The sequence below is a fragment of the Polaribacter gangjinensis genome, from assembly GCF_038024125.1.
GTDB classification, from domain to species: domain Bacteria; phylum Bacteroidota; class Bacteroidia; order Flavobacteriales; family Flavobacteriaceae; genus Polaribacter; species Polaribacter gangjinensis.
Window position 1 is genome coordinate 1,835,533 of sequence record NZ_CP150662.1, and the last position, 24,869, is coordinate 1,860,401.

The 24,869-nt window shown below is 30.8% G+C and carries 26 protein-coding genes; 6 read left to right on the plus strand and 20 right to left on the minus strand.

Annotated features, from left to right (window positions below; translation table 11 throughout):
• Positions 1-3: 3 nt before the first annotated feature.
• Positions 4-1,005: an NAD-dependent epimerase/dehydratase family protein gene (locus WHA43_RS08225; RefSeq protein WP_105046587.1), complete on the minus strand. Its 1,002-nt coding sequence runs from the start codon at positions 1,003-1,005 to the stop codon at positions 4-6.
• 62 nt (positions 1,006-1,067) lie between these two features.
• Between WHA43_RS08225 and tyrS the strand changes: the two genes are divergently transcribed.
• A complete protein-coding gene (tyrS, locus tag WHA43_RS08230) occupies positions 1,068-2,360 on the plus strand; it encodes a tyrosine--tRNA ligase (protein ID WP_105046588.1) in 1,293 nt (430 codons plus the stop codon).
• Complete coding sequence (locus WHA43_RS08235) at positions 2,360-3,118, plus strand: sterol desaturase family protein (protein ID WP_226742869.1); 759 nt, start codon at positions 2,360-2,362, stop codon at positions 3,116-3,118. Before tyrS ends, WHA43_RS08235 begins: the two co-directional genes overlap by 1 nt.
• Positions 3,119-3,130: 12 nt before the next feature.
• Here the strand turns inward: WHA43_RS08235 and WHA43_RS08240 are convergent, their stop codons facing one another.
• Both WHA43_RS08240 and WHA43_RS08245 read right to left on the minus strand, forming a co-directional pair.
• Positions 3,131-3,571: a YHS domain-containing (seleno)protein gene (locus tag WHA43_RS08240; protein ID WP_105046589.1), complete on the minus strand. Its 441-nt coding sequence runs from the start codon at positions 3,569-3,571 to the stop codon at positions 3,131-3,133.
• Between the two features lie 42 nt (positions 3,572-3,613).
• Positions 3,614-4,588 carry an acyl transferase gene (locus WHA43_RS08245; protein WP_105046590.1) on the minus strand — a complete coding sequence of 325 codons (975 nt, stop codon included), beginning with the start codon at positions 4,586-4,588 and terminating at the stop codon, positions 3,614-3,616.
• Between the two features lie 255 nt (positions 4,589-4,843).
• On the opposite strand from WHA43_RS08245, the gene WHA43_RS08250 reads away from it, so the two are divergent.
• Positions 4,844-5,206, plus strand: a complete 363-nt coding sequence (locus tag WHA43_RS08250; RefSeq protein ID WP_226742870.1) for a hypothetical protein — start codon at positions 4,844-4,846, stop codon at positions 5,204-5,206.
• Here the strand turns inward: WHA43_RS08250 and WHA43_RS08255 are convergent.
• Positions 5,194-6,228: an isoaspartyl peptidase/L-asparaginase family protein gene (locus WHA43_RS08255; protein ID WP_105046591.1), complete on the minus strand. Its 1,035-nt coding sequence runs from the start codon at positions 6,226-6,228 to the stop codon at positions 5,194-5,196. The genes WHA43_RS08250 and WHA43_RS08255 overlap by 13 nt on opposite strands.
• A gap of 109 nt (positions 6,229-6,337) precedes the next feature.
• Here WHA43_RS08255 and WHA43_RS08260 point away from each other — a divergent pair, with 109 nt between their 5' ends.
• The 3 genes from WHA43_RS08260 to WHA43_RS08270 all read left to right on the plus strand — a co-directional run bounded on the left by WHA43_RS08260 (position 6,338) and on the right by WHA43_RS08270 (position 10,621).
• Positions 6,338-7,879: an aldehyde dehydrogenase family protein gene (locus WHA43_RS08260; RefSeq protein WP_105047347.1), complete on the plus strand. Its 1,542-nt coding sequence runs from the start codon at positions 6,338-6,340 to the stop codon at positions 7,877-7,879.
• 84 nt (positions 7,880-7,963) lie between these two features.
• On the plus strand, positions 7,964-9,334 hold the full coding sequence (locus WHA43_RS08265; RefSeq protein ID WP_105046592.1) for a DUF1800 domain-containing protein: 1,371 nt from the start codon (positions 7,964-7,966) through the stop codon (positions 9,332-9,334).
• 96 nt (positions 9,335-9,430) lie between these two features.
• A complete protein-coding gene (locus tag WHA43_RS08270; protein ID WP_105046593.1) occupies positions 9,431-10,621 on the plus strand; it encodes a DUF1501 domain-containing protein in 1,191 nt (396 codons plus the stop codon).
• On the opposite strand, the gene WHA43_RS08275 is transcribed toward WHA43_RS08270, so the two are convergent.
• The 16 genes from WHA43_RS08275 to WHA43_RS08350 form a co-directional block, all read right to left on the minus strand.
• Positions 10,618-11,760, minus strand: coding sequence for an ATP-binding protein (locus tag WHA43_RS08275; RefSeq protein ID WP_105046594.1), 1,143 nt, complete (start codon positions 11,758-11,760; stop codon positions 10,618-10,620). The genes WHA43_RS08270 and WHA43_RS08275 overlap by 4 nt on opposite strands.
• A 42-nt stretch (positions 11,761-11,802) precedes the next feature.
• Entirely contained in the window at positions 11,803-12,192 is a 390-nt protein-coding gene (locus tag WHA43_RS08280) for a four helix bundle protein (protein ID WP_105046595.1), read from the minus strand.
• A gap of 25 nt (positions 12,193-12,217) precedes the next feature.
• Complete coding sequence (locus WHA43_RS08285; protein WP_105046596.1) at positions 12,218-12,973, minus strand: SDR family NAD(P)-dependent oxidoreductase; 756 nt, start codon at positions 12,971-12,973, stop codon at positions 12,218-12,220.
• A 178-nt stretch (positions 12,974-13,151) separates the two neighbouring features.
• Positions 13,152-14,084 (minus strand): hypothetical protein, encoded by a 933-nt coding sequence (locus tag WHA43_RS08290; protein WP_105046597.1) that lies wholly within the window; start codon positions 14,082-14,084, stop codon positions 13,152-13,154.
• Positions 14,085-14,181: 97 nt separating this feature from the next.
• Positions 14,182-15,048: an ATP synthase F1 subunit gamma gene (gene atpG, locus WHA43_RS08295; protein WP_105046598.1), complete on the minus strand. Its 867-nt coding sequence runs from the start codon at positions 15,046-15,048 to the stop codon at positions 14,182-14,184.
• 70 nt (positions 15,049-15,118) lie between these two features.
• Positions 15,119-16,696, minus strand: a complete 1,578-nt coding sequence (atpA, locus tag WHA43_RS08300) for a F0F1 ATP synthase subunit alpha (protein ID WP_105046599.1) — start codon at positions 16,694-16,696, stop codon at positions 15,119-15,121.
• A gap of 81 nt (positions 16,697-16,777) precedes the next feature.
• Entirely contained in the window at positions 16,778-17,335 is a 558-nt protein-coding gene (atpH, locus tag WHA43_RS08305; RefSeq protein WP_105046600.1) for an ATP synthase F1 subunit delta, read from the minus strand.
• Positions 17,336-17,342: 7 nt separating this feature from the next.
• Positions 17,343-17,843, minus strand: a complete 501-nt coding sequence (locus WHA43_RS08310; protein ID WP_105046601.1) for a F0F1 ATP synthase subunit B — start codon at positions 17,841-17,843, stop codon at positions 17,343-17,345.
• Between the two features lie 98 nt (positions 17,844-17,941).
• Positions 17,942-18,130 (minus strand): ATP synthase F0 subunit C, encoded by a 189-nt coding sequence (atpE, locus tag WHA43_RS08315; protein WP_013993139.1) that lies wholly within the window; start codon positions 18,128-18,130, stop codon positions 17,942-17,944.
• A gap of 36 nt (positions 18,131-18,166) precedes the next feature.
• Complete coding sequence (atpB, locus tag WHA43_RS08320; RefSeq protein ID WP_105046602.1) at positions 18,167-19,303, minus strand: F0F1 ATP synthase subunit A; 1,137 nt, start codon at positions 19,301-19,303, stop codon at positions 18,167-18,169.
• Between the two features lie 79 nt (positions 19,304-19,382).
• The gene (locus WHA43_RS08325) at positions 19,383-19,772 is read right to left on the minus strand and encodes a DUF6168 family protein (RefSeq protein WP_105046603.1); all 390 of its coding nucleotides are present in this window, start codon (positions 19,770-19,772) and stop codon (positions 19,383-19,385) included.
• On the minus strand, positions 19,765-19,983 hold the full coding sequence (locus tag WHA43_RS08330) for an AtpZ/AtpI family protein (RefSeq protein WP_105046604.1): 219 nt from the start codon (positions 19,981-19,983) through the stop codon (positions 19,765-19,767). Before WHA43_RS08330 ends, WHA43_RS08325 begins: the two co-directional genes overlap by 8 nt.
• The gene (locus WHA43_RS08335) at positions 19,946-20,320 is read right to left on the minus strand and encodes a bactofilin family protein (protein WP_105046605.1); all 375 of its coding nucleotides are present in this window, start codon (positions 20,318-20,320) and stop codon (positions 19,946-19,948) included. Before WHA43_RS08335 ends, WHA43_RS08330 begins: the two co-directional genes overlap by 38 nt.
• A 31-nt stretch (positions 20,321-20,351) precedes the next feature.
• Positions 20,352-22,574, minus strand: coding sequence for a tetratricopeptide repeat protein (locus WHA43_RS08340; protein ID WP_105046606.1), 2,223 nt, complete (start codon positions 22,572-22,574; stop codon positions 20,352-20,354).
• Positions 22,575-22,682: 108 nt separating this feature from the next.
• A complete protein-coding gene (locus WHA43_RS08345; RefSeq protein WP_105046607.1) occupies positions 22,683-23,378 on the minus strand; it encodes an ABC transporter ATP-binding protein in 696 nt (231 codons plus the stop codon).
• A 6-nt stretch (positions 23,379-23,384) separates the two neighbouring features.
• Positions 23,385-24,851, minus strand: coding sequence for a DUF5687 family protein (locus WHA43_RS08350; RefSeq protein WP_105046608.1), 1,467 nt, complete (start codon positions 24,849-24,851; stop codon positions 23,385-23,387).
• Positions 24,852-24,869: the final 18 nt, after the last annotated feature.

Below are 24,869 nucleotides of genomic sequence, written 5' to 3' on the forward strand. Positions count from 1 at the left end.
CGTTTACTTTTTTGGATATTTTGTTGTAATTTCTTGAATCGTTTTTTCAATACTTTCAAACTCATAATTCAGAATATTCTGAATTTTTTCTGAAGAATATCTTGAAATTGAATGTGCTGATCTAGCTGAATATTTGCTCAACAAAGGTTCTTTTCCCGTAATTTTTGAAATCAGCCAAGCCAATCTCCAAAAAATTTCAGTTTGCCAAGAAGTTACTTTTTTTGAGAGTCTTTTTTTGCCAAAAGCTGCTGCAATTGCAAACAAAATTTCTTTGAACGATTTGTTTTCAGAAACCAAAATAAATCGTTCATTGCTAACATCCGATTTCATCAATAAAATCATGACTTTTACAACATCTTTTACGGCAACAAAACCTGTGATTCCTTCTGTATAAAAATCAAATCCGTTGTAAACTTGATGAAATAATTTTCCTGATCCTGAATCCCAAAAACCATTTCCTAAAATAACTCCAGGATTTACAATAACTACTTTTACACCTTCTTGACTTGCGCGCCAAACTTCCATTTCTGCACCAAATTTGGTAATAGAATATCCACTGTTATCCAACTCTTTATTCCATTCATTTTCTTCAGTTATCAAATCGTTTGTGATCGATTCTCCAACTGCTGCAATAGAACTCACAAAACAAAATTTTTCAACTTTTGCATCAATCGCCAAGTTTACCATGATTGCAGTACCATGAATATTTATTTTGCGCATTTCTATATAATCTTTCGGATTGAAAGAAATAAAAGCAGCACAATGATACACGTGTTTTACACCAAAAAATGCAGGAATCATGGAAGGGACATCTGTAATATCAGCCTGAAACCATTCAATTTTTTCAAAAAAAGTAGCATCATTTGTATAAGATAAAAACACATTTTTTACCTTTTCAATTGACGATGCGGATCTATAAATCGCTCTTATTGATTCATTTTGTAAACTCAAATGATACAACAAATGCGATCCTACCAAACCTGTGCCTCCTGTAACTAAAATCATGATACGAATTTAGTATATTTTAGCTGATAAAGGTATATTTGCAACTTGATAAATTGAACATCATGAAGAATTTTATTGAGGAATTGCAATGGCGTGGAATGTTGCATGATAGCATGCCTGGAACTGAAGAACATTTATTAGAAGAAATGAGAAGTGCATATGTTGGTTTTGATCCAACTGCGGATTCTTTACACATTGGAAACTTGGTTCCAATTATGTTACTTGCTCATTATCAACGTTGTGGACACAGACCGATTGCTTTGGTTGGTGGTGCAACAGGTATGATTGGTGATCCTTCAGGAAAATCTTCTGAGCGAAATTTACTAGATGAAAAAACACTAAGACACAATCAAGAATGTGTGAAAAATCAATTATCACACTTTTTAGATTTTACAAGCGACGCAAAAAATGCCGCAATTTTGGTGAATAATTACGATTGGATGAAAGAATTTTCATTCCTAGATTTTATTCGCGATGTTGGCAAACACATCACTGTAAATTACATGATGTCTAAAGATTCTGTAAAAAATAGAATTAGTTCAGAATCTAAAGAAGGTATGTCTTTTACCGAATTTACCTATCAATTGGTACAGGGCTATGATTTTTTACATTTATTTCAAAAAAATCAAACTACACTTCAAATGGGTGGTTCTGATCAATGGGGAAATATTACTACAGGAACTGAATTGATTCGTAGAATTGGAGGTGGAAAAGGTTATGCAATTACTTGTCCTTTAATCACAAAATCTGATGGTTCAAAATTTGGAAAATCAGAGGGAGGCAATGTTTGGTTGGATGCAAAAAGAACGTCTCCTTACAAATTTTACCAATATTGGTTGAATACTTCTGATGAAGATGCTGAAAAATACATCAAAATATTTACGTTTTTAGATCAAAAAACGATTGAAGATTTAATTATTGAACATGCAAAAGCGCCTCATACAAGAATTTTACAAAAACGTTTGGGAGAAGAAGTTACTCTCTTAGTTCATGGAAAAGAAGCTTATGAAAATGCCATTGCTGCTTCCGAAATTTTATTTGGAAACTCAACTGCAACAGCATTAAAATCTTTGGATGAACAAACATTTTTGGATGTTTTTGACGGAATTCCACAAGCTGTAATTTCATCAGAAATCTTAAAAGACGGACTTACAATGGTGGATGCTTTATCAGGGAAAACAAATTTTTTAGCATCAAATGGCGAAGCAAAAAGAGCCTTAAAAGAAAATGGCATTGCTGTGAATAAAGAAAAAGTTGCTGAAGATTTTATGATTACAACTTCTGATTTAATTGCAGAAAAATACGTGTTGTTGCAAAGAGGTAAAAAAAGCTATTTTTTGATACGTTTTGAATAGTGGAAAAACAACTGCCAAATATTGATTTTACAAATTTTCAGACGGTAAGTTCACTTTTTGTAACACTTACAGTGATAATTTTTGTGCGTTATTTGGTTGTTTCTGGATTATATCACTTAATGTTTTTTAAGTTTTTAAAAAAGGCATTCCAAGATCGATTTTTGCATAAAAAATCGCTAAAAAAATCACAATTACAAAAAGAAATATTTTGGTCTTTTATTAGCGGACTTATTTTTGCTGCTACAGGTTTGTTGATGTATTTTCTTTATATCAATGGTTTTACAGCGATTTATACTGATTTTTCAACAGCTTCTTTTTTTTACATTCCATTCAGCATTTTTTTGTTTTTGTTTTTACAAGACGCTTATTATTATTGGTTTCACAGATGGATGCATTTACCAAAAGTGTATAAATACATGCATTTAATTCATCATAAAAGCATTCATACTTCTGTGCTTACTTCATTTTCATTTCATCCTTTAGAAACAATTTTTCAAGCGGCATTTTTACCCATTATAATTGTCATTTTGCCAATACATATTTATGCGTTTCTATTTGTGCTTTTAATCATGACAATTTCAGCCACCATCAATCATGCAGGAGTTGAAATTTATCCTTCAGGAAAATTCGGAAAATGGTTTCAGAAATGGTTTATAGGAGCCACTCATCATGACAATCATCACAGAAAATTCAACTATAATTATGGATTGTATTTTACGTTTTGGGACAGATTGATGAAAACGGAATTTGAGAAATAGTAGTTTTTACAACTAATTTTTAACAATCTTTTTCCAATTTTCATCTGCTTTTTGCTGTAGTTTATTTGGGTCTTCTTTTTGCCACATTTCTAGTGTATTTGTTCCCCAAGAGTTGTAAAACAAGTATAATTTTCCTTCTCTAATTTCAAAAGTTTTTGGATTGATACTTACTTTTTCTCCGTTTTTACCAATTGCATAAGCGCAAAATCCACCATATTGAGGAATGTATTTTGTTGGATTTTTCTTAAAAATAGCTAGGTTTTCTTTGGTGGAAAATTGAAGCTTTACGCCATCAAAATCGGTTGTAAATAGTTTATTTCCTCTTATAGCTTTATTTTCAAAATAAGCAACTACATCATAACCTTCTGCGATTAATCCATTTTTTAAGTTATAATTTTGAGAAAAAAGACTGATTGAAATTGAAAAGAAAAAAAGGAAATAAAAATATTTCATACGATAGAATTTGAATCTTTTGTCGAAATAATTTTAAACAAATTACAAAACCATCAAATTACATCCTCTTATATCAGCATTGTCAAAACGTCCAATAATTTCAAATGTGCCATTTTCATAGATTTTTCCTAAATCTTGAGTAGCAATAAAAGAACACGAATTGTAATTCGCCAAGTCAATAACGTTGATTCCTCCTGTTTTTTGATTTGGTAAAATCGTTAAAGCATCTTCGGTATCACGTATCAGAATTTTCATCCAAGGTGGTGCTTTAAATATTCCATTTCCTTTAGAATATGCTTGACTTAACAATTCTGTCATACCATATTCAGAGTGAATTTCAGAAACACCAAACCCTTTTTTTAACACCTCGTGAAGTTCAGCTCTCACCAATTCTTTTCTTCTTCCTTTCATTCCTCCTGTTTCCATGACAATAGTATTTTTCAGTGAAAATTGATGTTTTTCTATCAAATCTAACAAAGCAAATGAAACGCCAATCAACAAAATTTTTTGTCCTTTTGCATCTAATGAATTGATTTTTTGGGCTAAATCATCTAAATTATGTAAGTAAAATCCACTTTCAGATTGATTCGATTTTTCAATTAAATCATTCACCATAAATACCAAAGAAGAACCATTTCTTTCTAAATAATTGGGTAACAATGCCAACACAACATAGTCTTTGATGTCTCCATAAAAGTGAGCAAAACCTTTCAAATAACTTTCATGATACAATTTGATATCCGTAACAAAATGCTGGCTTGTTATACTTCCTGTAGTTCCAGAACTTGTAAAAATTTCTTGAATTTCATCTTTAGAGGAAAGTATTTTACGACTTTTAAAAAACTGAATTGGCAAAAACGGAATTTGTTCAATTGACTGAATATCTGCAGGATGAATATTTAACAAATCACAAAATGAACGATAGGTTTTATTGTTTTCAAACTGATGTTTAAAAACTTCAAATGCGGCAGTTTTAAACTGCGCTTCAGATTTTATATCAAACAAACCTTTGGTCATAATTTACAAAAATAAGTATTAAAAATATAGGGTTTTCATAAACTTTACATTCTGATAAATTTTAATTTTTTATTATATTCTTAGTTAACCATAATTTTATTATATTTTTAATAAATTTTACAAATATTTTTGTGATTTCTTCAATTTTAAAATTTTTAAAAATAGATTGAAATTGAAACGTTTAAAAATGCAACGTCAAATTAAAACCTTCTTATTAAAAATTACGTACATAATTGAAACCAAAATATTTATAACTTGAAAATTTATAACGACTTGAAACTGCATTTAAACACATATAGAACTTTACTAGGTGAGAAAAAAGTGTATGAAATTATTGATAAAAAAGAATCGCAATTTGTTATTTATCAGAATAATGAACCTACATTTTTTGTGGATTTATATGATTTATCTGTAGAATCAAACTCTATGATGAATAGTTTGGTTTTATGCGCAAAAAGAACCATTCCTGAAGTTCTAGAATTGATAAATCGTAAAAATAATATTCAGTTGTCCGTTCCAAAAATATCACGATTCGGAATTCACAAAAAAATAAAATCAGAAATTGTTGAAGTGAATTTATCGTATTTACCTGAAAATTGGTTGGATTATTCCTTGTAAATTTTGATAATCAATTTGCCTTTTTCATCCATAGAAGCCCTATACATTCCTTCAGTATTGAATTCAAAAGACATATTTCCGTTTTTATCTAAAGCTACAATTCCTCCTGTTCCACCCAATTTTGTGAGTTTATTTTGTATCACATCTTTGGTGGCTTCTTTCAACGATTTTTTCTGATATTCCATTTGTGCAGAAATATCATATGCAACTTGACTTCGAATAAAATATTCGCCCCAACCTGTAGAAGAAACTCCACAAGTATTATTATTTGCATAAGTTCCTGAACCAATAATTGGTGCGTCTCCAATTCGTCCCCAACGTTTATTGGTCATTCCACCAGTAGATGTTCCTGCAGCAATATTTCCATTTTTATCTAGGGCAACACAACCAACTGTTCCAAATTTGCTGTCTTTGATATTTGGATCGTAAAAAGAGGCTTTTTTAGCGTCATGATCTAGTTGTGTTTTTTCTTGATTGATAATTTTTTGCAACGATTGATAACGATTTTCTGTGTAAAAATAACTTGGATCAACAATTTCCAATCCCTTCTCTTTGGCAAATGCTGATGCTCCTTCTCCTGAAAGCATTACGTGTTCGGAATCTGTCATGATTTTAATTGCCAATTCAATCGGACTTTTTACGTCTTTTACACCAGCAACAGCTCCTGCATTTAAGGTTTTTCCATCCATAAAAGAAGCGTCCAATTCATTGGTTCCTGCATTTGTAAAAACAGCTCCTTTTCCTGCATTGAATAATGGTGATTCTTCCATCACTTGAATGGTTTTTAATACAGCTTCTGTAGAAGTTCCTCCGTTTTTTAGGATGTTGTAACCCACTTTGATAGCTTCTTCCAATTTTGCTTTGTAAGCAGCTTCTTTTTCATCAGTCATGTTTTTTTTCAAAATAGTGCCTGCACCACCATGAATGATAATTGCAAAATCATTGATTTTTTCTTCTTTAGAAGTAGAGCTACAGCTCATTAAAAAAAGACTAAAAAGAATTAAAAAAATTGAATTTTTCATTTTTATGTTTGTTTTTAAACAATAATTATTGTTTTTGTTAAATTTATTTATCTGTAAAAGTTTTTGTAATTTCGGACTTAAAAGTAATCAACATAAATTGAAACACAAAATGACAGATTTTGACTTAACAGAAATGCTACAAGAACTTGGCTTAAAAGCAATCAATAATGGAACATCAACAGGTAAAAATTCTTTTGCTAGTAATGAAACTATTGAAAGTTATTCTCCAGTTGATGGTTTATTGATTGGAAAAGTAAGCATTACTACCAAAGAAGGTTATGAAAAAGTAATGATGACAGCTTCTGAAGCTTTTGCATTTTGGAGAAACAAACCTGCACCATTTAGAGGAGAAATTGTGCGTCAATTCGGACAAAAATTACGAGTAAAAAAAGAAGCTTTAGGAAAATTAGTTTCTTATGAAATGGGAAAATCGTATCAAGAAGGTTTGGGAGAAGTGCAAGAAATGATTGATATCTGTGACTTTGCAGTTGGTTTATCGCGACAATTGCATGGACTTACCATGCATTCTGAACGTCCAGGACATAGAATGTATGAACAATATCATCCTTTAGGAGTTGTTGGAATCATTTCTGCTTTCAATTTTCCTGTGGCTGTTTGGGCTTGGAACACAGCATTGGCATGGATTTGTGGAGATGTTTGTGTTTGGAAACCATCAGAAAAAACACCTTTGTGTGGTATTGCTTGTCAACAAATCATTGCAGAAGTTTTAGCCGAAAACAATTTGCCTGAGGGAATTTCATGTTTGATTAATGGAGATTATAAAGTTGGTGAATTCTTGACAAAAGATGCTAGAATTCCGTTGATTTCTGCTACAGGAAGTACCAGAATGGGAAAAATTGTTGCAAAAGAAGTTGCAGGACGTTTAGGAAAATCATTGTTAGAATTAGGGGGAAATAATGCCATCATTGTTACACCTGATGCTGACATCAAAATGACAGTTATTGGAGCTGTTTTTGGGGCTGTAGGAACAGCTGGTCAACGTTGTACATCAACTAGAAGGTTAATTATTCATGAATCCATTTTTGACAAAGTCACAGAAGCCTTGACAAAAGCATATCAACAATTGCGTATTGGAAATCCGTTGGATGAAAAAAATCATGTAGGCCCTTTAATTGATATTCATGCTGTAAAAATGTATGAAAATGCACTTCAAAAAGTAGTGGAAGAAGGAGGAAAATTGGTTGTTGAAGGTGGTGTTTTATCAGGAAATGGTTATAAAAGTGGTTGCTATGTAAAACCTGCAATTGCAATAGCTAACAATTCATTTGCCATTGTGCAACATGAAACGTTTGCACCAATTTTATATTTGATAAAATATTCAGGAGATGTAATGAACGCAATTCATATTCAAAATGGAGTTGCACAAGGTTTATCATCTGCAATTATGACCAATAATTTACGTGAAGCTGAGGCATTTTTATCAGTAAATGGTTCAGATTGTGGTATTGCAAATGTAAATATTGGAACTTCTGGGGCTGAAATTGGTGGTGCTTTTGGAGGTGAAAAGGAAACTGGTGGAGGTCGTGAATCTGGCTCTGATGCATGGAAAGTGTACATGAGAAGACAAACAAATACCATCAATTATACAACTGAATTACCTTTAGCACAAGGAATAAAATTTGATTTATAACTGCGTTGCTTTGTATAAAAAATTAAATCATCCATACTTTTATGGATGATTTAAACGTTTTACCGTTTTTATAGTCTAAGCAACATGAAAACAAAACAACTTCAGCATTTATTTTTACGAGCAGGATTTGGAATTACTCCTCAACTTGCCAATGATTTATCAAAAAAAAATAGAAAAAAAGTTGTTGAATTTTTATTTACTACGAACAGTTTTCTTCCTTTAGAAATAGACCTTTCTGATCTTTCAATTTACACTCAAGAATACATGAAAGACAGAGCTAATTCAATGGAATTTCAACGAAAAAGCAACCAAAAAATCAGAGATTATAACAAGCTTTGGATGGAACGCTTGGCAAATTCTGAGTTACTTTTAAGAGAAAAAATGACCCTTTTTTGGGCAAATCATTTTGTGTGTAAAAATCAAAATATCTTTTTTGTACAGCAATATAACAACACACTTAGAAAAAATGCACTTGGCAATTTTGGCGATTTTGTAAAAGAAATTTCTAAAGAACCTGCCATGTTGAATTACCTAAACTCTAGACAAAATAGAAAAAAACAACCGAATGAAAATTTTGCAAGAGAACTCATGGAACTTTTTACATTGGGTGTTGGAAATTATTCAGAAAAAGATGTGAAAGAAAGTGCCAGAGCTTTTACAGGTTATAATTACAAATTTAACGGTGAATTTGTAATAACAAAATATCATCATGATGATGATTTAAAAACATTTTTTGGCGAAACTGGGAATTTTTCAGGAGATGATATTATTGATATTATTTTAAAACAAAAAAAGTGTGCTCGTTTTGTTTGCGAAAAAATATATCGTTATTTTGTAAATGACCAAGTAAATGAAAAGCATTTGGACGAATTAACTAATGTTTTTTACAAAGATTACAACATCCAAAAACTGATGAAATTCTTATTTTTAAAAGATTGGTTTTATGATGAAGAACATATTGGAACTAAAATTAAATCGCCCATTGAACTTTTGGTAGGAATGCAAAAATTGGTTCCTTTTTCGTTTCAGATTACAAAAGATGTTCAAAAAATTCAACGTTTACTAGGGCAAGTGCTTTTAGATCCTCCAAATGTTGCAGGTTGGAAAGGTGGAAAAAATTGGATTGACAGCAATACCATCATTTTACGGTTGAAATTGCCTTCAATCTTACTTTCAAATGCCGAAATTTCAATCAAAGAAAAAGGTGAATTTGAGGATTCATTTGAAAAATATCACGAATCAAACAAAAATCAAAAAGACTTTGCGAAAGTAACTGTTGACTGGGATTTTTTTGAAGAAAGTTTTAAAAATACCTCTTTTGATGAGATGAAATCACTTTTTTTAATCACTGCTCCCAATGAAGGCACAGAAACCTATTTGAGTCATCTTATAAAAAGTTCTAAAAAAGAATTTTGCATTCAATTAATGTCAATCCCAGAATATCAAATTTGTTAATATGAAATCGACAATAAAAAAAAGTTTGCGCAAGCAAACACCATTAAATAAAAAGTCGATTGCATATGTGACCGATAAAAAATATAATTTGCACATATGAAAAGAAGAGATTTTTTAAAGCAATCTGCGCTCGCAAGTAGCTTATTTTTTATTCCTGGATTTTTAAAAGCTTTTGAAAATTCTAATCCAAATAATTTTGGCTATAAGCGATTGGTAATGATACAATTAGCAGGAGGAAATGATGGATTAAATACTATTGTTCCTTTTACAAATGACGATTATTACAGAAGCAGACCTAAAATAGCCTTACAAAAAAACGATTTGATTGAAGTTTCTGATTCTTTAGGATTTCATTCCAGTTTATTACCGTTAAAAAAGTTATACGATCAAGGAAACTTAACTGTTATCAACAATGTTGGGTATCCAAATCCTGATCGTTCACATTTTAGAGCTACAGATATTTGGCAAACAGCCAGTAATTCCAATCAATATTGGCAAACTGGTTGGGTTGGAAGGTATTTGGATACTTATGGATCAAATGCTTACAATGCCATTGAAATTGATGATAGCTTGTCTTTGTTGATGAAAGGTGAAAATATTAACGGAATTGCAACTCAAAATCCAACGAATTTATTCAAATTATCAGAAGACCCATATTTTAAAAATGTTTTGAATCATTACAATGACGAACATTTGAGTGAGCATAATTTGGGCTATTTATACAAAACCATGATTGATGCAAAATCATCCTCAAAATACATTTTTGAGAAAAATAAAATTGCTTCAAACAACGCAGATTATCCAAGTAATCAATTTGCAAATCAACTAAAAACAACGGCAAAATTGATCAATTCTGGCTTGGAAACTCGCGTATTTTTCTCTTCTCTTGGCGGATTTGATACACACGCAAATCAATTAAATTCACAAAAAAGATTGTTGGATATTTATGCAACAAGTATAGAAGCTTTTGTAAATGACTTAAAAAAACAGGGAACTTTCAATGATACGTTGATTGTTACTTTTTCCGAATTTGGAAGACGTGTAAAAGAAAATGCTGGAAATGGAACAGATCATGGAGCTGCAAGCAATATTTTTATCATTGGAAATCAATTAAAAAAACAAGGTTTTTACAATGAATTGGCAAGTTTGTCTGATTTAGATTCGAATGGAGATTTGAAATATACTGTCGATTTTAGAACGATTTATGCCAGTATTTTACAAAATTGGTTAGCTGTAAATGATGAACAAATTTTACAACAAAAATTCAATTCTTTAGATTTTATCTAATTGTATTTCACTTTACGAATTACTCTCATAGCCTCTTTAAACTTGATATAAGTCGTTTTATCATCAATATTTTTAATGTACTCTTTTGCTTTTTTTAGTTGTGATGCTGCATCTAAAAAACCATTCAAATAGCACAATAAATAATTGGTTGGCAATCGCAAAACATCTTCATGATCTAACACAGACAAGGGTTTTTGATGTTCAATTTTTTGAATAATTGCATTGCAATTATCATAAATGTGTTTGATAATGACTTCATCATATTTTGGAACTTCAAATAAAAATTCGGTGACAATATCGTGTTTTCCATTGTCTTTAAAATTGATGATGGTTTTTTCTAAAGGAAAATGCGCTTCTTTTTTATTGATGCCTAATAAAATATATTCAGTGATGATAAATGAACGATTGTTATAACTAATTTGAACTTCATCCAAGGCAGAAAAAAACAAACGAACTTGTTCATTAATCAGCTCAATATCTACTCTTGAAAAATATTCTTTTCCGTTGATTTTTTTTCGTTCACCTGCCCAACACAACACAAACTGTTCATTAAAAACTTTGTATTGTGGATGATATTCTGGCTTATGATTATTGATGAAATCAAACACGCCATTTAAAGTCAATTCAATATTATTTGTCGCACTTTTTTCAATAGCTGCAACTATATCTTTGTTAGTATTTTTCAGTTCAAAAGTAGTTCCTGAAAAAGGCATGGAATTGCTTCCTCTTCTGTAAAAAATGGTTCCTTTTTGATATTTCCAAGCATTTTTTAGTAATGAAGTAACTTGATTATTGGGATGAATTGTAACTAAACCAACCACTTTATGTCTTTGCAATCTTGGAAAAGGTACGTTTTCATATTGAATTTTTGGGGGATTTACCAAATAAGCATTCACCAGATTTTGGATTTTGCTATCATCAAAAAAATCTACGCCAACAATCGTATTTTCAGCATCAGAAACACCCACAACAATAAACGAATTATTCTCTGGATTAGAGTTTGATAACGCGCAAATGTGCTTTAAAAACTTTGCTTTTCCCTCTTTATTTTCTAACGATAATTTTTCCTTTTTATCATAAAAACTATTCTCATCATTGTGAGCAATTAGATTTTTGATTAAAAGGCGTTTATTAATCACTTGAGGATTGATTATTTTTTATTAGTATTATTTAAGGATTGGTTAATCATATTTTGATCCTTTTTTTTCAGAGGTTTTTAGATAATTTATAAACTTAGACAATTGGTCAATCAAATTATTTGCATCTAAATCTAGCTTCATAAAAAGATCTTTTGAGATATGATTTCTATTAAACGCTCTCAAAAGTTGTGCTTTACTTTCACAGCAAGAGCCTCTTACATAGCTTAAAAACATAATAAACTCCTTATTTCCTCCTCTTCCAAATCCTTCAGCTATATTATCCATGATTGAACCTGAAGAACCATTTATTTGCTCTCTAAGTTTATAATCTTTAGATAACGAAGTATTTATTATAACTTTCCAAATTTCATCACAAAATACAACAGCCTCTTTATATACCTGTAAATTTTCAAATGATTTAAAATGCGCCATAATAAATAATAGAAATAAAAAAAAATTAAAAATTCTCTTTATGTATCATTGTTGCACTCGCTTGTGCAGTTGGAAAAACAACCAAATCTTCAATATTTACATGATAAGGTCTTGAAATAACAAAATGAATAATATCTGCAATATCTGTGGCTTGTAACGGTTTAAAACCCGCATAAACATTTTTTGCTCTTTCTGTATCGCCTTTAAAACGAACTTCAGAAAATTCGGTTTCAACCAACCCAGGATGAATGGCAGAAACACGAATGTTATAATCATTCAAATCCAAACGCATTGATTTGTTGATGGCATTTACCGCAAATTTTGAAGCACAATATACGTTTCCGTTTTTATAAACTTCTTTTCCTGCAGTTGATCCAATATTTACAATAAAACCGTCATTTTGAGCAATCATTTGTGGAATAATTGCTTTGGTTACATACAGCAATCCTTTTACATTGATATCTAACATGGCATCCCAATCATCTATCTCACCATCTTGAATTGTTGCCAAACCATGAGCATTGCCTGCATTATTGATGAGAATATCGATTTTCTTAAAATTTTCTGGCAATGATTGTATGGCTTCAGCAACTTCTTTTCTTTTAGAAACATCAAATTTTAAGGTGATTACTTCTGTAAAATCGCTTAAAAATTCTTTTAGTTGTGCCAATCTTTTTCCTCTTCTTCCGCAAAGTATCAGTCTGATTTTATTTTTTGCAAATAACTCTGCTGTTGCTTTTCCAATGCCTGATGTTGCTCCTGTAATAAGTGCTGTTTTCATTAAATTGCTTGCTTTATATTAGTATTCTAAAAGTATAAAAACTAGCAATTAAGAATTGATTTTTTACGATTGATTTTTTCATCAATTATTAACAAAGAAAAAACCGTTCATTACTGAACGGTTTCTCTTTCAATTGGCTATTTGAGCAATAGCCAACCAAAAATCAACTAACCAAACTTTATTTTAAAAATCTTCTTTCTTTTATTTCTCTGTTTACTTTTGTTCGTTTTCTGTCATCATTTCTTACAGTTTCTGGAGCATCTTTAACAGATTTTTCACTTTTTAGATATTGTGTAAATCCTCTGCCTTTGAAATCGTATCTTGTATTTGAATCGATATGAAAAAGACGAATGTTACTATCATTTGTAACGGTTAATTCGAACTCTTCAATATCTCCACCTCCATAATTTAATGTTAAAATTTTCAGGTTTTGAAAACCTGCAACATCAAATACTTGATAACTTCCTTCAAAATCCCATAATACATTGTCAATATTTGTGCCAAATGAATCTTGAGAACTATAAAATGTTGTTATATTTTCTGGAGTAAATTGCAGATAATTTTCATTATCAAAAGCATTTGGAGTTCCTCCAGTTGTATTTATTTTTTCCCAAGCTTTATATTCTTGTAAAAAATATTCGATGTTTTCATAGAATAATTTATCATAATCAAAATTATTAATCAAATATCCAACTAAAAAATAAGTAACATTTTCTCTGCGATTATACAATTGAATTTCGTTATTGGAACGAACAAAAACTTCAAAATCATTGTAACCATCTATGGTGTGAAAAGTCTCTAAAAGTCCATTAAAAGTGTTGTAATTTCCGACTCTAATTCCTAGTCCATTTCCAGTTCTGCCAATGTTTACAATATTGTTATTAGCATACATCACTCCGTTTAAAAACGACAAAGTAAATGCTCTTGAAACAAATGGAATGTCTCCATTTCCAGAAGTCCTATGAATATCTACGTACCAAACATCGAAGTTAGAAACAACTTCCTCTAAACTTGGCTGATAATTATCAAAAGAATCTTGATAATACGTTGTACAGGCATTAAAAAACAAACTTGCGCTAACAAATACAAAAAGTAGTTTTAAAGTTCTCATAAGCCAATTATTTAAGGTTATAAAACATAAGTTTCAAATTGTATGCCAAAAAAAAAGCGAACCAAATTGGTTCGCTTTTCGTATTGTTTTTGTATGATTAGCTGTTCAATGCTTCTGCACCACCAACAATTTCTAAAATTTCGTTTGTAATGGCAGCTTGTCTTGCTTTGTTATACGTTAACAACAATTCATCACGCAAGTCTTTAGCGTTGTCTGTTGCTTTGTGCATTGCTGTCATTCTTGCTCCGTGTTCAGAAGCAAAACTATCTCTCAATGCTTTGTATAATTGTGTTTTTAACGCTTTCGGAATCAACGCTTCAACGATTTCTTCTTTTGATGGTTCAAAAATATAATCAGAATTTGAAGTTGTAGTTGCTGAAACTTCTACTGGTTTTATCGGCAAATATTGTTCAACTTGAGGAATTTGTGTAGCTGCATTTTTAAATTGATTGTACACCAATTCAATTTTGTCATAACTACCATCAACATACAGTTCCATCAACTTTTCAGCAATGATTGCAACATTGCTGAACGTTAAATCATCAAAAATATCATTTCTTCTTTCAATGATATTGTATGATTTTCCTAAAACATCTCCCCCTTTTTTTCCGATAGTTAACAAATCAACAGAAACATTGTTATATTTTTCTTTGATTGTTTTAACGGTTTCTTTAGTGATAGATGAATTAAAACCTCCACACAAACCTCTGTTTGATGTAACTACTACTAATAGCACTTTAGAAACTTCTCTTTGAGAAGCAAAAGCACCTCCTGAATCGCCATCTAAAGTTGCGCTTAAATTTTGCAATAGTTCTGTTAATTTCGATGAATATGGTCTCATCGCAACAATTGCATCTTGCGCCTTTTTTAACTTTGCAGCAGAAACCATCTTCATGGCAGATGTAATCTGCATAGTAGATTTGATAGAGGTAATTCTGTTACGTATTTCTTTTAAATTTGCCATTTCTAAGTTGTTAGTTATTAGTTTTTAGTTTTTAGCACTACTGTCCAAAAGCTGAAAGCTAACGTCTATTTTATGCAAAATGTTTTGAAATTTCTTTTGCAGCAGCTTCTAAAGTTGCAATTGCTTCGTTTGATAAATTTCCTGATTTTAAAACATCTAACACATCTCTATGTTTTGCATTTAAATAATCAATATAATCTCTTTCAAACTTTTTCACTTTATTTACTGGTACATCTTTCAACAAGTTTTTTGATCCTGCATAAATAATTGCAATTTGATCTTCAACTGCATACGGATCGTTTTGAGCTTGTTTTAAAATTTCCACATTACGTTGTCCTTTTGAAATCACACTCATTGTAGCAGCATCTAAATCAGAACCAAATTTTGCAAACGCTTCTAATTCACGATATTGAGCTTGGTCTAATTTTAATGTTCCTGATACTTTTTTCATAGATTTAATCTGTGCATTTCCTCCAACACGCGATACAGAAATACCTACGTTAATTGCAGGACGAACTCCTGAGTTGAATAAATCACCATCTAAGAAAATCTGTCCGTCAGTAATCGAAATTACGTTTGTTGGGATGTATGCTGATACGTCACCTGCTTGAGTTTCGATGATTGGTAAAGCTGTTAATGAACCTCCACCTTTTACGATTCCTTTGATAGATTCTGGTAAATCATTCATATCAGCAGCAATTTTATCATCATTGATAATTTTTGCAGCACGTTCTAATAATCTTGAGTGTAAGTAGAATACGTCACCAGGATATGCCTCACGCCCTGGTGGTCTTCTTAACAATAATGAAATTTCACGGTAAGCAACAGCTTGTTTTGATAAATCATCATAAATGATTAAAGCTGGTCTTCCTGAATCTCTGAAATATTCTCCAATAGCAGCTCCAGCAAATGGCGCATATACTTGCATTGCTGCAGGATCTGATGCATTTGCAGCTACAATTGTAGTATAAGCTAAAGCACCTTTTTCTTCTAACATATTTGCAATAGCAGCAACTGTTGATGCTTTTTGACCAATGGCAACATAGATACAATATACTGGTTTTCCAGCATCAAAAAATTCTTTTTGATTTAAAATTGTATCAATAGCTACAGTAGATTTTCCTGTTTGACGGTCACCAATAATCAACTCACGTTGACCTCTTCCTACTGGAATCATAGCATCAATAGACTTGATTCCTGTTTGTAAAGGTTCAGTTACTGGTTCTCTAAAGATAACTCCAGGAGCTCTTCTTTCTAAAGGCATTTCGTAGGTTTTTCCTGAAATAGGTCCTTTACCATCAATTGGATTTCCTAAAGTATCTACAACTCTTCCAACAATTCCTTCACCAACTTTTAAAGATGCGATTCTTTCAGTACGTTTTACAATAGAACCTTCTTTAATAGATGTTGAAGCTCCTAATAAAACGACACCTGCATTGTCTTCTTCAAGGTTTAAAACGATTCCTTCCAATCCGTTTTCGAACTCAACAAGTTCTCCATATTGAACATTTGAAAGCCCGTAAACACGAGCAATACCATCTCCTACTTGTAAAACAGATCCAACTTCATTTAAAGAAGCTTGCACTTTAAAGTTTGTTAGTTGTTCTTTTAAAATTGCTGATACTTCAGCTGGTTTAATACTTGCCATCTATTTTAATATTAGATATTAGAAATTAAAAGTTTAAAGTAAAATTACCTTTTGCTTTTAACATTTACCTTTTAACTTTACTTATATTTTTGGAATATAATGACTATTGTCAAATTCCTTTTTTAATTTATTTAAATGATTTGAAATACTTGCATCGTATTGTAAATCTCCAACACGTAATATAAATCCTCCTAAAATAGCTGGATTTACATGATTTTCTATAGAAGCTTCATGTCCTGTAAGTTTTAAAATCTTAGCCAATACTTGGTCTTCCAATTCTTTTGAAATAGGCACTGCAGTTGTAACTTTTGCAATTTCTATACTTTTTAGATAATCATAAATAATCGTGTATTGTTTTGCAACAGGATACAAAATATCTAAACGTTTGTTATCTACCAACAAATGAAAAACACCTAAAGTAAGTTCATTTACTTTATTTTCAAATAGTGTGTTTAACACATTTTGTTTTGCTTTTGCCTTGATAATAGGGCTTTTTAGCATTACTTCTAAATCGTGATTTTCAACAATTGTTGAAGCAACTAAAAGCATATCTTCATTTACTTTTGATTCAATTTTTGAATCTTTCGCTAAATCTAATATTGCTTTTGCATAACGTAATGCTGCTCTAGAATCTTTCATGCTCTAATTAGTTTAGCGTAACGTCTTTTAACAATCCTTCAACTAATTCAAGTTGATCTTTTTTAGAAGACAATTCTTTTTTAAGAATAGATTCTGCAATTCCGATAGATAATTCAGCAACATTTTTTTTGATTTCAGCCAACGCTGATTGCTTTTCATGTTCTATAGAAGCTTGAGCTTTTTCAATTAAACCAGCAGTTACTAGTTTTGCATCTTCTTTAGCATCAGCAATCATTTTATCTCTGATGTCTCTTGCTTCTTTCATCATTGCATCTCTTTCTGCTCTTGCTTCTTTGATTAATTTCTCATTATCTGCTTGCAGGTTTTGCATTTCCTTACGCGCATTTTCTGCAGCTGCTAAGGCATTTTCAATTCCTGATTCTCTTTCTTCCAAAGAATTTAAAATTGGTTTCCATGCAAATTTTACCATCAAAGCAATTAAAGCCAATAACAAAATAGTTACTACTGCAAATAATCCTGGTGAAAAATCGTTTAATAAAGTTTCCATTTTATAAACTTTTTATTTTTTTAATTTTTTGTGTTTAATTTTAAAAACAGGTTCTGTAACCAACCGTTACAGAACGCTATTTTTTGTTTTGAGTTGGATTATTTTCCTAAGAATAATGCACCAAATGCTAAACCTTCTAATAATGCAGCGATAATAATCATTGCTGTTTGGATTTTTCCAGTTGCTTCTGGTTGACGAGCAATACCTTCCATTGCTTTACCACCAATTTGACCTAAACCAATACCTGCTCCGATTACGATTAATCCTGCTCCAATTAAATTGTACATAATAAATGTATTTATATGAAATTAAACAAACTTGTATTAATGATGCTCAGCATGATCTTCTACAGCCATACCAATAAATAATGCTGAAAGCATTGTAAAGATATACGCTTGTAAAAACGCTACTAAAACCTCAATTAATGTTATAAAAAATGATAATACTAACGACAATCCTGTTGCACCAACAACCCCTAAAGATTCTTTTAAAGTGAACATAATTGCAATTAAGCTCATTACCACAATGTGACCTGCTGAAATATTTGCGAATAAACGCACTAATAATGAAAATGGTTTGATTAACAATGCACCTGCCAATTCAATAATTGCCAATACTGGACGAATTAAAACAGGAACTCCTGGCATCCAAATCATGTGCATCCAGTACCCTTTTGTTCCGCTTACAGAGTAAATAATCAATGTAAAAATTGCCAAACAAGCTGTAACTGCCAATTGACCAGTTACGTTAAATCCTAAAGGAGTTAAACCTGCCAAATTTAAAAACCAAATGAAAAAGAAAACTGTTAACAAATAACCTGTGAATCTTCTGTAATGTTTTTCACCAATATTTGGTCTAGCAATCTCATCACGAACATAAATTACTAAAGGCTCTAAAACTCTTGCAAAACCTGTTGGAATTTTTTGAGTTTTGTATTGTCTTGCCAAACTTGAAAACCAAAACAATAATAAAAATCCAATTAATAAAACACCTACAACACTTTTAGTGATTGAAAAATCCAACACTTTGTGTGCATTTGTTGCGTGATGCGTTTCATCAAAAGTTACTGAAGAAGCTCCTTTTTCTAATTCGTAAATTTTTGAGTGAATTTTCGCAAATTTCAATCCACCTTTTTCAACAATTACATGTCCATCATCATTGTGATGAAACTCTGATGACATAAAAGTAACCAAACCTTCACTTGTCCATAAAATTATTGGTAAAGGAAAACCAATATGTTTTCTTTCTCCTGCATCATTCGTATATGAGAACAATGAAAAATCGTGAGAATCTTTAATGTGGTGCAAAATATATGCCTCTACTTCTTCTTTCGTATTTACACGACCTCCATCGTTTTGATCATCGTGCTTTTTATCAGAAACAGTTGCAAAACCTGTTGATGTAAAAAGAGCTATAATAGCTATAAAAAGAAATTTGATTGATTTTTGTGCAATCTTCATTGTAAAAATACGCTTTCTAAATTCGGCGCAAAGGTAAGTAATAATTCAAAAAAACAAACCTTTTTTTTACATTTATTGACTATCCTTTTTTATTCAAAATTTTAGCTACAAAAAAAGCCTCTGTTAATAAAAAAATAATCATTGGTATAAACAACGAAATTCTAGATGCAAAATCTAAATTTTCCTTATTAAATATAGGGTTGTAGAAGATAATACAAAATACAACTATTTTTAAAAAAATTGCCACTAAGTAGATAAAACCAAGTTGTTGAAAAATTTTATCAACAGTTGAAAAAATAATAAAATTGATACAAATTAGTAATGAAAACCCTAGGTGAAATAGGTAGACTTTTTTAAGTGAAAAAGCCGTTTGTAGATGAAGCTTTTCAAGGATGAATTCATGCAAATGAAATCCTAGTAAAAACAGTGCTAAAAAAATCAAAAATTGAAAAAAAAGTTGCTTAATCATTGATTTTATTGGCTTGTTTGATAAGTGAAAACATCGCTAAAAAAATGGCTAAAAGAGTAATTGTTTCTGTTAAAAAAGTAAGTTGAAATTTATCATCTAGCCATTTTCCTAGTAAAAACCCCAAGTAAATGGTCAATCCCATTTGAAGTCCTGCTCCAGAAAGTTGTAGTGCTTTATTTAAAGGTTTTTTTGAGTAATTTTGTTTTTTCATTCTCCTTTTTTTGAACTTTTGCAGTACCTGTCATGATACAAGATGCATTAAATGTTGCACCAGGTTCAATAGATAATTTTCCAACAACAACATCACCAGAAATCTTTGCGATTGTTTTGACGGTTAAAATTTTTTCTACTTTTAAATTTCCTGAAAATTCGCCTTCAATATCAGCATTAGATGCTTCAACATCTCCTTTTACAATGGCTTCAGCAGCAATAATTACTCTTCCGTTTGTTTTTAAAGAACCCTCTAAAATTCCGTCAATTCTAAAATCTCCAATTGCTTTTATGTCACCAATAATTGTTGTGCTTTTTGCAATAACGTTTCTTTCCATACTTTTTGAAGTCTGTTTTTTCGTTGAATTTTTAATCTTTCAATTTCTTTTCTAATTGATTTAGAACAGCTTGTGCTTTTTTTCCTTCATCTGTTGTTCCATAATTTACGGAAACAAATTCCAACGCTTTTTTGTAGGTTTCTTTATCTTTAGATTTTCCAATTGCATAGGCTTTCAACAATTCGAATTTTGGTAACAAATCAGCATTTGAAATTGTAGGTAATATCACGTCAATAGCTGAAATTACTTCATCATATTTTGATTCTTTGTAAGCGTAATACACTTCTTTATATTTTGTTTCCACTTCATTTTCAGCAACTTCATCCTGAATTTTTGCATCAGGATTTAACAACAATTGTGCAAATTTTGTGTCAGGAAATTTAGAAATGATAACGTTTTTATATACTGCAGCTTTTTCTGGATTTTGCAACGTTGTTTCTAGTTGATACAAATGCCAATTGATGGGTAAAACCAACTCTTCATTTGGATTCAAAGAAGCCACTCTTTCTAATCTTGATTTTGCTAAAGTTGGGTTGTTGAACTGTTCTTTATAAATCAATCCCAATTCATACAACGCTTGGTTTCTATCAAAAAACAAACTATCAATAACCACTTTTTCGGTTGGAATTTTATTGATATAGGAATCCAAATCATAGCGTTCGTTTTTCTGATTTACTTGGGTAATTTCTTTTTCTTGAATGGCATTTTTTGATTTTTCAGCCCATCTCCAATCATCTTCTAACTTTCTATTTCCCCAAATTTTTCTGAATTCTGTTGCGCCAAAACTAGTTGATTGCGTGTTGTAAAAATACCATTTTCCTTGATTAGCAGATGCTAAAGAAGTGTTATTATTACCAAAAGCCAATTGATTTAAACGCAATTGTGCAGCTGCTTCATCATCTTTTTTAATTTTTTCTATATACTTTTCAAAAAATGCCTTTTGATCATCTTTTGATAACGCTGCTAATCGCAAAATACTGTCGCTATTTGTTACCAAATTTTCGTATTGAATCAACGAAACCAAACTTTTTTGTTTTCTTTTGATACGTCTAATGCGCAAATCTAACGTGTCTTTTGAAATTTGTAAAACACTATCAAAATAAGCGCTTGCATATTGATATTCTGAGTTTTTGAAGTGTAAATTTCCTAATTTTTCATAGGTGAAAGTGCGTTGTTTTTCATCGCCATTTGGCGCTCTCAAAGAGCTATTATAATCTGAAATTGCTAACTGAGTACTGTCTTTTTGTTCATTTAAAACTCCTTTTTGATAATACAACGCATCCAAATATGGCCTATTATCTCGGTTTTTGATGAGTTTTTGTATTCTTTCAAAAGAAATTGCAGCCATAGAATCGTTGATCGCATTTTTTGCCAATTCTATTTCTGCATGAATTTTATATCTTTCAGGAGCATTGTTAAAATTGATGAGCTTTTTAAATTGCATTGCAGCTGAATCTTTTTTGTTTTCTTCAGCAAATAATTGTCCTAAAATAAAAAGATTTCTTGCTGCTTGATCTTTGTTTTTTAAGGTTCTTGTTGCTAATAACAAAGATTCTTTGGCTTTTTGAATGCTATCGCTTTTAATATAAGCCATTGCCAAGGTTGTGTACCCATTTTCTTTGGTTTCATCAGGCAAATTTGCTTCTAAAGTGTCTCTTACAACTAATAAAAGTTTCAGTGTTTCAATTGCTCTCTCTTCATTATCAACTCTAATTTCTGATTTTGCGCGCCAAATTTTAGTATCGGCAATTAAATTTGCATCAGGATAATTCGCAATTACATAGTTGAAAGCTTCAATAGCAGGAATAAATCGTTGTTGATAATAGCGTGATTTTCCAAGCAACAAATACGCATCATCAATTTGTCTATTTCGTTCCAGACCATCAATATTCATTTTATGAACTTGAATAGCTTTTACGGCTTTTTCTTCGGCCTTATCAAAAGTTGTGAGTGTTTTTTTGGTATCATCTTCTTTAGAATCAAAACCTGCTCCTAAACCAAACTCAGTAATATCTGCTCGTTTTTCTTCGAATTCGATTGGTTCAATTGGCAATCTTTGAAACCAATCGTCTTTGTAATTTGTATTAATTTCTTGAATACCTGCGTTTAACGCTTCATGACCATTAAACAACACATTGTATTTGGTTGTTAATGCTTGATAGTTTCTACTAACAAAAGTGTTTTTCTTGGTTCCGCAAGCGATTGCAAGTACCAAAAAGAAAGTAAAAACAAGTATTTTTTTTTCGTTTTTCAAAGAGATAAAGTTCTATTTTTAAATCAAAAACTCTTACTGATAACTATTTTTATTGCAAAATAGTATCAATAAGAGCGTAAAAATAGTAATAAAATGAGAATTCTCTACTTAAACCGCAAAATAGCTTTCTAACTCTTGCAAAGTTTCTGCAGAAGTTTGGATATCTTTTACCAAATTTCCTTTTTCTAGAACTACAATTCTTTCGCAAACTTCTGTGATATGCGTTAAATCGTGACTGGAAATTAATACTGTTATTTGGTTGTTTTCGGACAATTCTTTTATGATTTTTTTCAATCGGATTTGCGTTGTTGGATCTAAATTTGCAAAAGGTTCATCTAAAATAATTACTTTAGGATTTCCCATCATTGCTGCAATAATGCCCACTTTTTTCTGATTTCCTTTGCTTAAATCGCGCAAATATTTTTTTCTTCCAATAATTTCACCGTTGAAAAATTCGTCGAATTTTACAATGAAACTATCTACATCAGCTTTGTTCATTCCACGTAAATCGCCAACAAATTCGAAATATTCTTCAGGAGTTAAATATCCAATTAAAAAAGATTCATCAATAAATGATCCTGTAAAATTTTTCCAATCTTCACTTGTGTTCACTTGTAAATCGTGATTTATGATGGCGCCTGTTGTAGGCCTCACTAAATCTAATAAAATATTGAAAAAAGTCGTTTTTCCTGCGCCATTATTGCCTACTAAACCAAAACTTTGTCCTGTTGGAATTTCTAAAGAATGGATATTTAAAACTTCTGTTGGTCCGTATTTTTTTGATAATTGTGTAGTTTGTATCATTGTTTTTTAGTTTTCTTGATTAAAAGCATGAATCATTTTGTATTTTGATTCTTGGTATTTTTTAGTAATAAAATTCATTATTTGCTGATGAAAAGCAATGCCTGCAAAACCTAAAATAAGCAAGGTAATTACAGCAGACTCAAAATTGATTAACCAATTCATCAAACCAAAAAGTGCCATTGGAAAAATCATTAATGGAATGCCAATCAACCACTGTACAGCTCCTGTGCCTTGATAATTGAAAGCCGCTTTTTCATCTAAATTTATTTTTTTTCGGTTGAAAGATCCTCCAAACATAATGACGTGTGTATTTACACCAATATTATAAATCATGGCTGCAAAATGAACTGCTAAAATTTTCCACCCAAAATATACATACGGAATTCCAAGTACGAAAAGAATCACTACACTAATGGTCATAATCATAAATTTGGATTTTAAATAACGTTCGTATTTGATATTTTGGCTCATCAACATTTTGTAATAACTGCTGTCCCAAGCAGGAATAAATTGCCCAAAATTCATTAAGAAAATTCCTGTTGAAAAAATTCCTACAAATACAAACATGAATTCCATTTTAAGATATATAGGTTGAGTGTAAAAAATCAATCCATAAAATAAGCCCATTAACAGCATCCATAGTGATGATTTTGTTCGTTTGTTTCGCATCATCAAGCGCAAATCGTTTTTAATAAAAGGCGCAATATCTCCAAATCTATTTGTAAAAGATAAATCAACAGAACTTGCTTCTTTTACTTTTGCAGAAATAAGCGCATCTAAATACACTTCATTGCGCAATTGTTTGTAGTTTAACTGATATAAAAACAGCAATAAAACCAAGAAAATAAGTACATAAATTGGATTTTGATAGACTGCATCAAAACCTTCACCCACAAAACCAGCCAAATTGAAAACATCAAAATAATGAATTAAATATCCTGCAAAAAGCAATACAATCAATCCTACTAAAACTTGGTTGTTTTTATTGATTAGAAAGTTGAAATAATTGGCCATTTGTGTAAGTAAAATCATGCTGAATAACCATCCTAAAACACCAGAAGTACCATATCCTTCTTTGATTAAAACCACTGAAAAAGGAATAAAGAAAAAAAGTGAAAAAATATTAAAAAACGAAAATGACGATTTTACCAAAATAAAATGTACAATTGTGTTTTTTGGAATTGGCAATAATAGCAAGGGTTTAATGTTCATTACAGGCAATTTTTGCATGATATATCTGAAAATTAAATCGCCAATAATAAAATACAATAAAAAGCCATTTACTAAAAATAAAGGATCTTGATCAGGAAATTGTTCTTTTAAAATAAAATACCCTCCAATTCCAATAATTAGGAAACTTGCCATGAAATACAAAGCAAAAAATGCCAACAAAATATTTAGGAAAATACTTTTTTGCCAATAAGAAGAACGAAAATATTGTTTCCATTCTAACTTTAAAAAGTGTGCAATCATTGTAAAAAATTTAGTTAG

Bases quoted from the DNA above. Each gene is read 5' to 3' on its own strand.
- WHA43_RS08335 (WP_105046605.1), bottom strand. From the start codon at position 20,320: ATGGAAAGAAACGTTATTGCAAAAAGCACAACAATTATTGGTGACATA.
- WHA43_RS08330 (WP_105046604.1), bottom strand. From the start codon at position 19,983: ATGAAAAAACAAAATTACTCAAAAAAACCTTTAAATAAAGCACTACAA.
- WHA43_RS08350 (WP_105046608.1), bottom strand. From the start codon at position 24,851: ATGATTGCACACTTTTTAAAGTTAGAATGGAAACAATATTTTCGTTCT.
- WHA43_RS08290 (WP_105046597.1), bottom strand. From the start codon at position 14,084: ATGAGAACTTTAAAACTACTTTTTGTATTTGTTAGCGCAAGTTTGTTT.
- WHA43_RS08325 (WP_105046603.1), bottom strand. From the start codon at position 19,772: ATGATTAAGCAACTTTTTTTTCAATTTTTGATTTTTTTAGCACTGTTT.
- WHA43_RS08245 (WP_105046590.1), bottom strand. From the start codon at position 4,588: ATGACCAAAGGTTTGTTTGATATAAAATCTGAAGCGCAGTTTAAAACT.
- WHA43_RS08285 (WP_105046596.1), bottom strand. From the start codon at position 12,973: ATGAAAACAGCACTTATTACAGGAGCAACATCAGGCATTGGAAAAGCA.
- WHA43_RS08225 (WP_105046587.1), bottom strand. From the start codon at position 1,005: ATGATTTTAGTTACAGGAGGCACAGGTTTGGTAGGATCGCATTTGTTG.
- atpG (WP_105046598.1), bottom strand. From the start codon at position 15,048: ATGGCAAATTTAAAAGAAATACGTAACAGAATTACCTCTATCAAATCT.
- atpH (WP_105046600.1), bottom strand. From the start codon at position 17,335: ATGAAAGATTCTAGAGCAGCATTACGTTATGCAAAAGCAATATTAGAT.
- tyrS (WP_105046588.1), top strand. From the start codon at position 1,068: ATGAAGAATTTTATTGAGGAATTGCAATGGCGTGGAATGTTGCATGAT.
- atpB (WP_105046602.1), bottom strand. From the start codon at position 19,303: ATGAAGATTGCACAAAAATCAATCAAATTTCTTTTTATAGCTATTATA.
- atpE (WP_013993139.1), bottom strand. From the start codon at position 18,130: ATGTACAATTTAATTGGAGCAGGATTAATCGTAATCGGAGCAGGTATT.
- WHA43_RS08240 (WP_105046589.1), bottom strand. From the start codon at position 3,571: ATGAAATATTTTTATTTCCTTTTTTTCTTTTCAATTTCAATCAGTCTT.
- WHA43_RS08265 (WP_105046592.1), top strand. From the start codon at position 7,964: ATGAAAACAAAACAACTTCAGCATTTATTTTTACGAGCAGGATTTGGA.
- WHA43_RS08280 (WP_105046595.1), bottom strand. From the start codon at position 12,192: ATGGCGCATTTTAAATCATTTGAAAATTTACAGGTATATAAAGAGGCT.
- atpA (WP_105046599.1), bottom strand. From the start codon at position 16,696: ATGGCAAGTATTAAACCAGCTGAAGTATCAGCAATTTTAAAAGAACAA.
- WHA43_RS08255 (WP_105046591.1), bottom strand. From the start codon at position 6,228: ATGAAAAATTCAATTTTTTTAATTCTTTTTAGTCTTTTTTTAATGAGC.
- WHA43_RS08310 (WP_105046601.1), bottom strand. From the start codon at position 17,843: ATGGAAACTTTATTAAACGATTTTTCACCAGGATTATTTGCAGTAGTA.
- WHA43_RS08260 (WP_105047347.1), top strand. From the start codon at position 6,338: ATGACAGATTTTGACTTAACAGAAATGCTACAAGAACTTGGCTTAAAA.
- WHA43_RS08270 (WP_105046593.1), top strand. From the start codon at position 9,431: ATGAAAAGAAGAGATTTTTTAAAGCAATCTGCGCTCGCAAGTAGCTTA.
- WHA43_RS08345 (WP_105046607.1), bottom strand. From the start codon at position 23,378: ATGATACAAACTACACAATTATCAAAAAAATACGGACCAACAGAAGTT.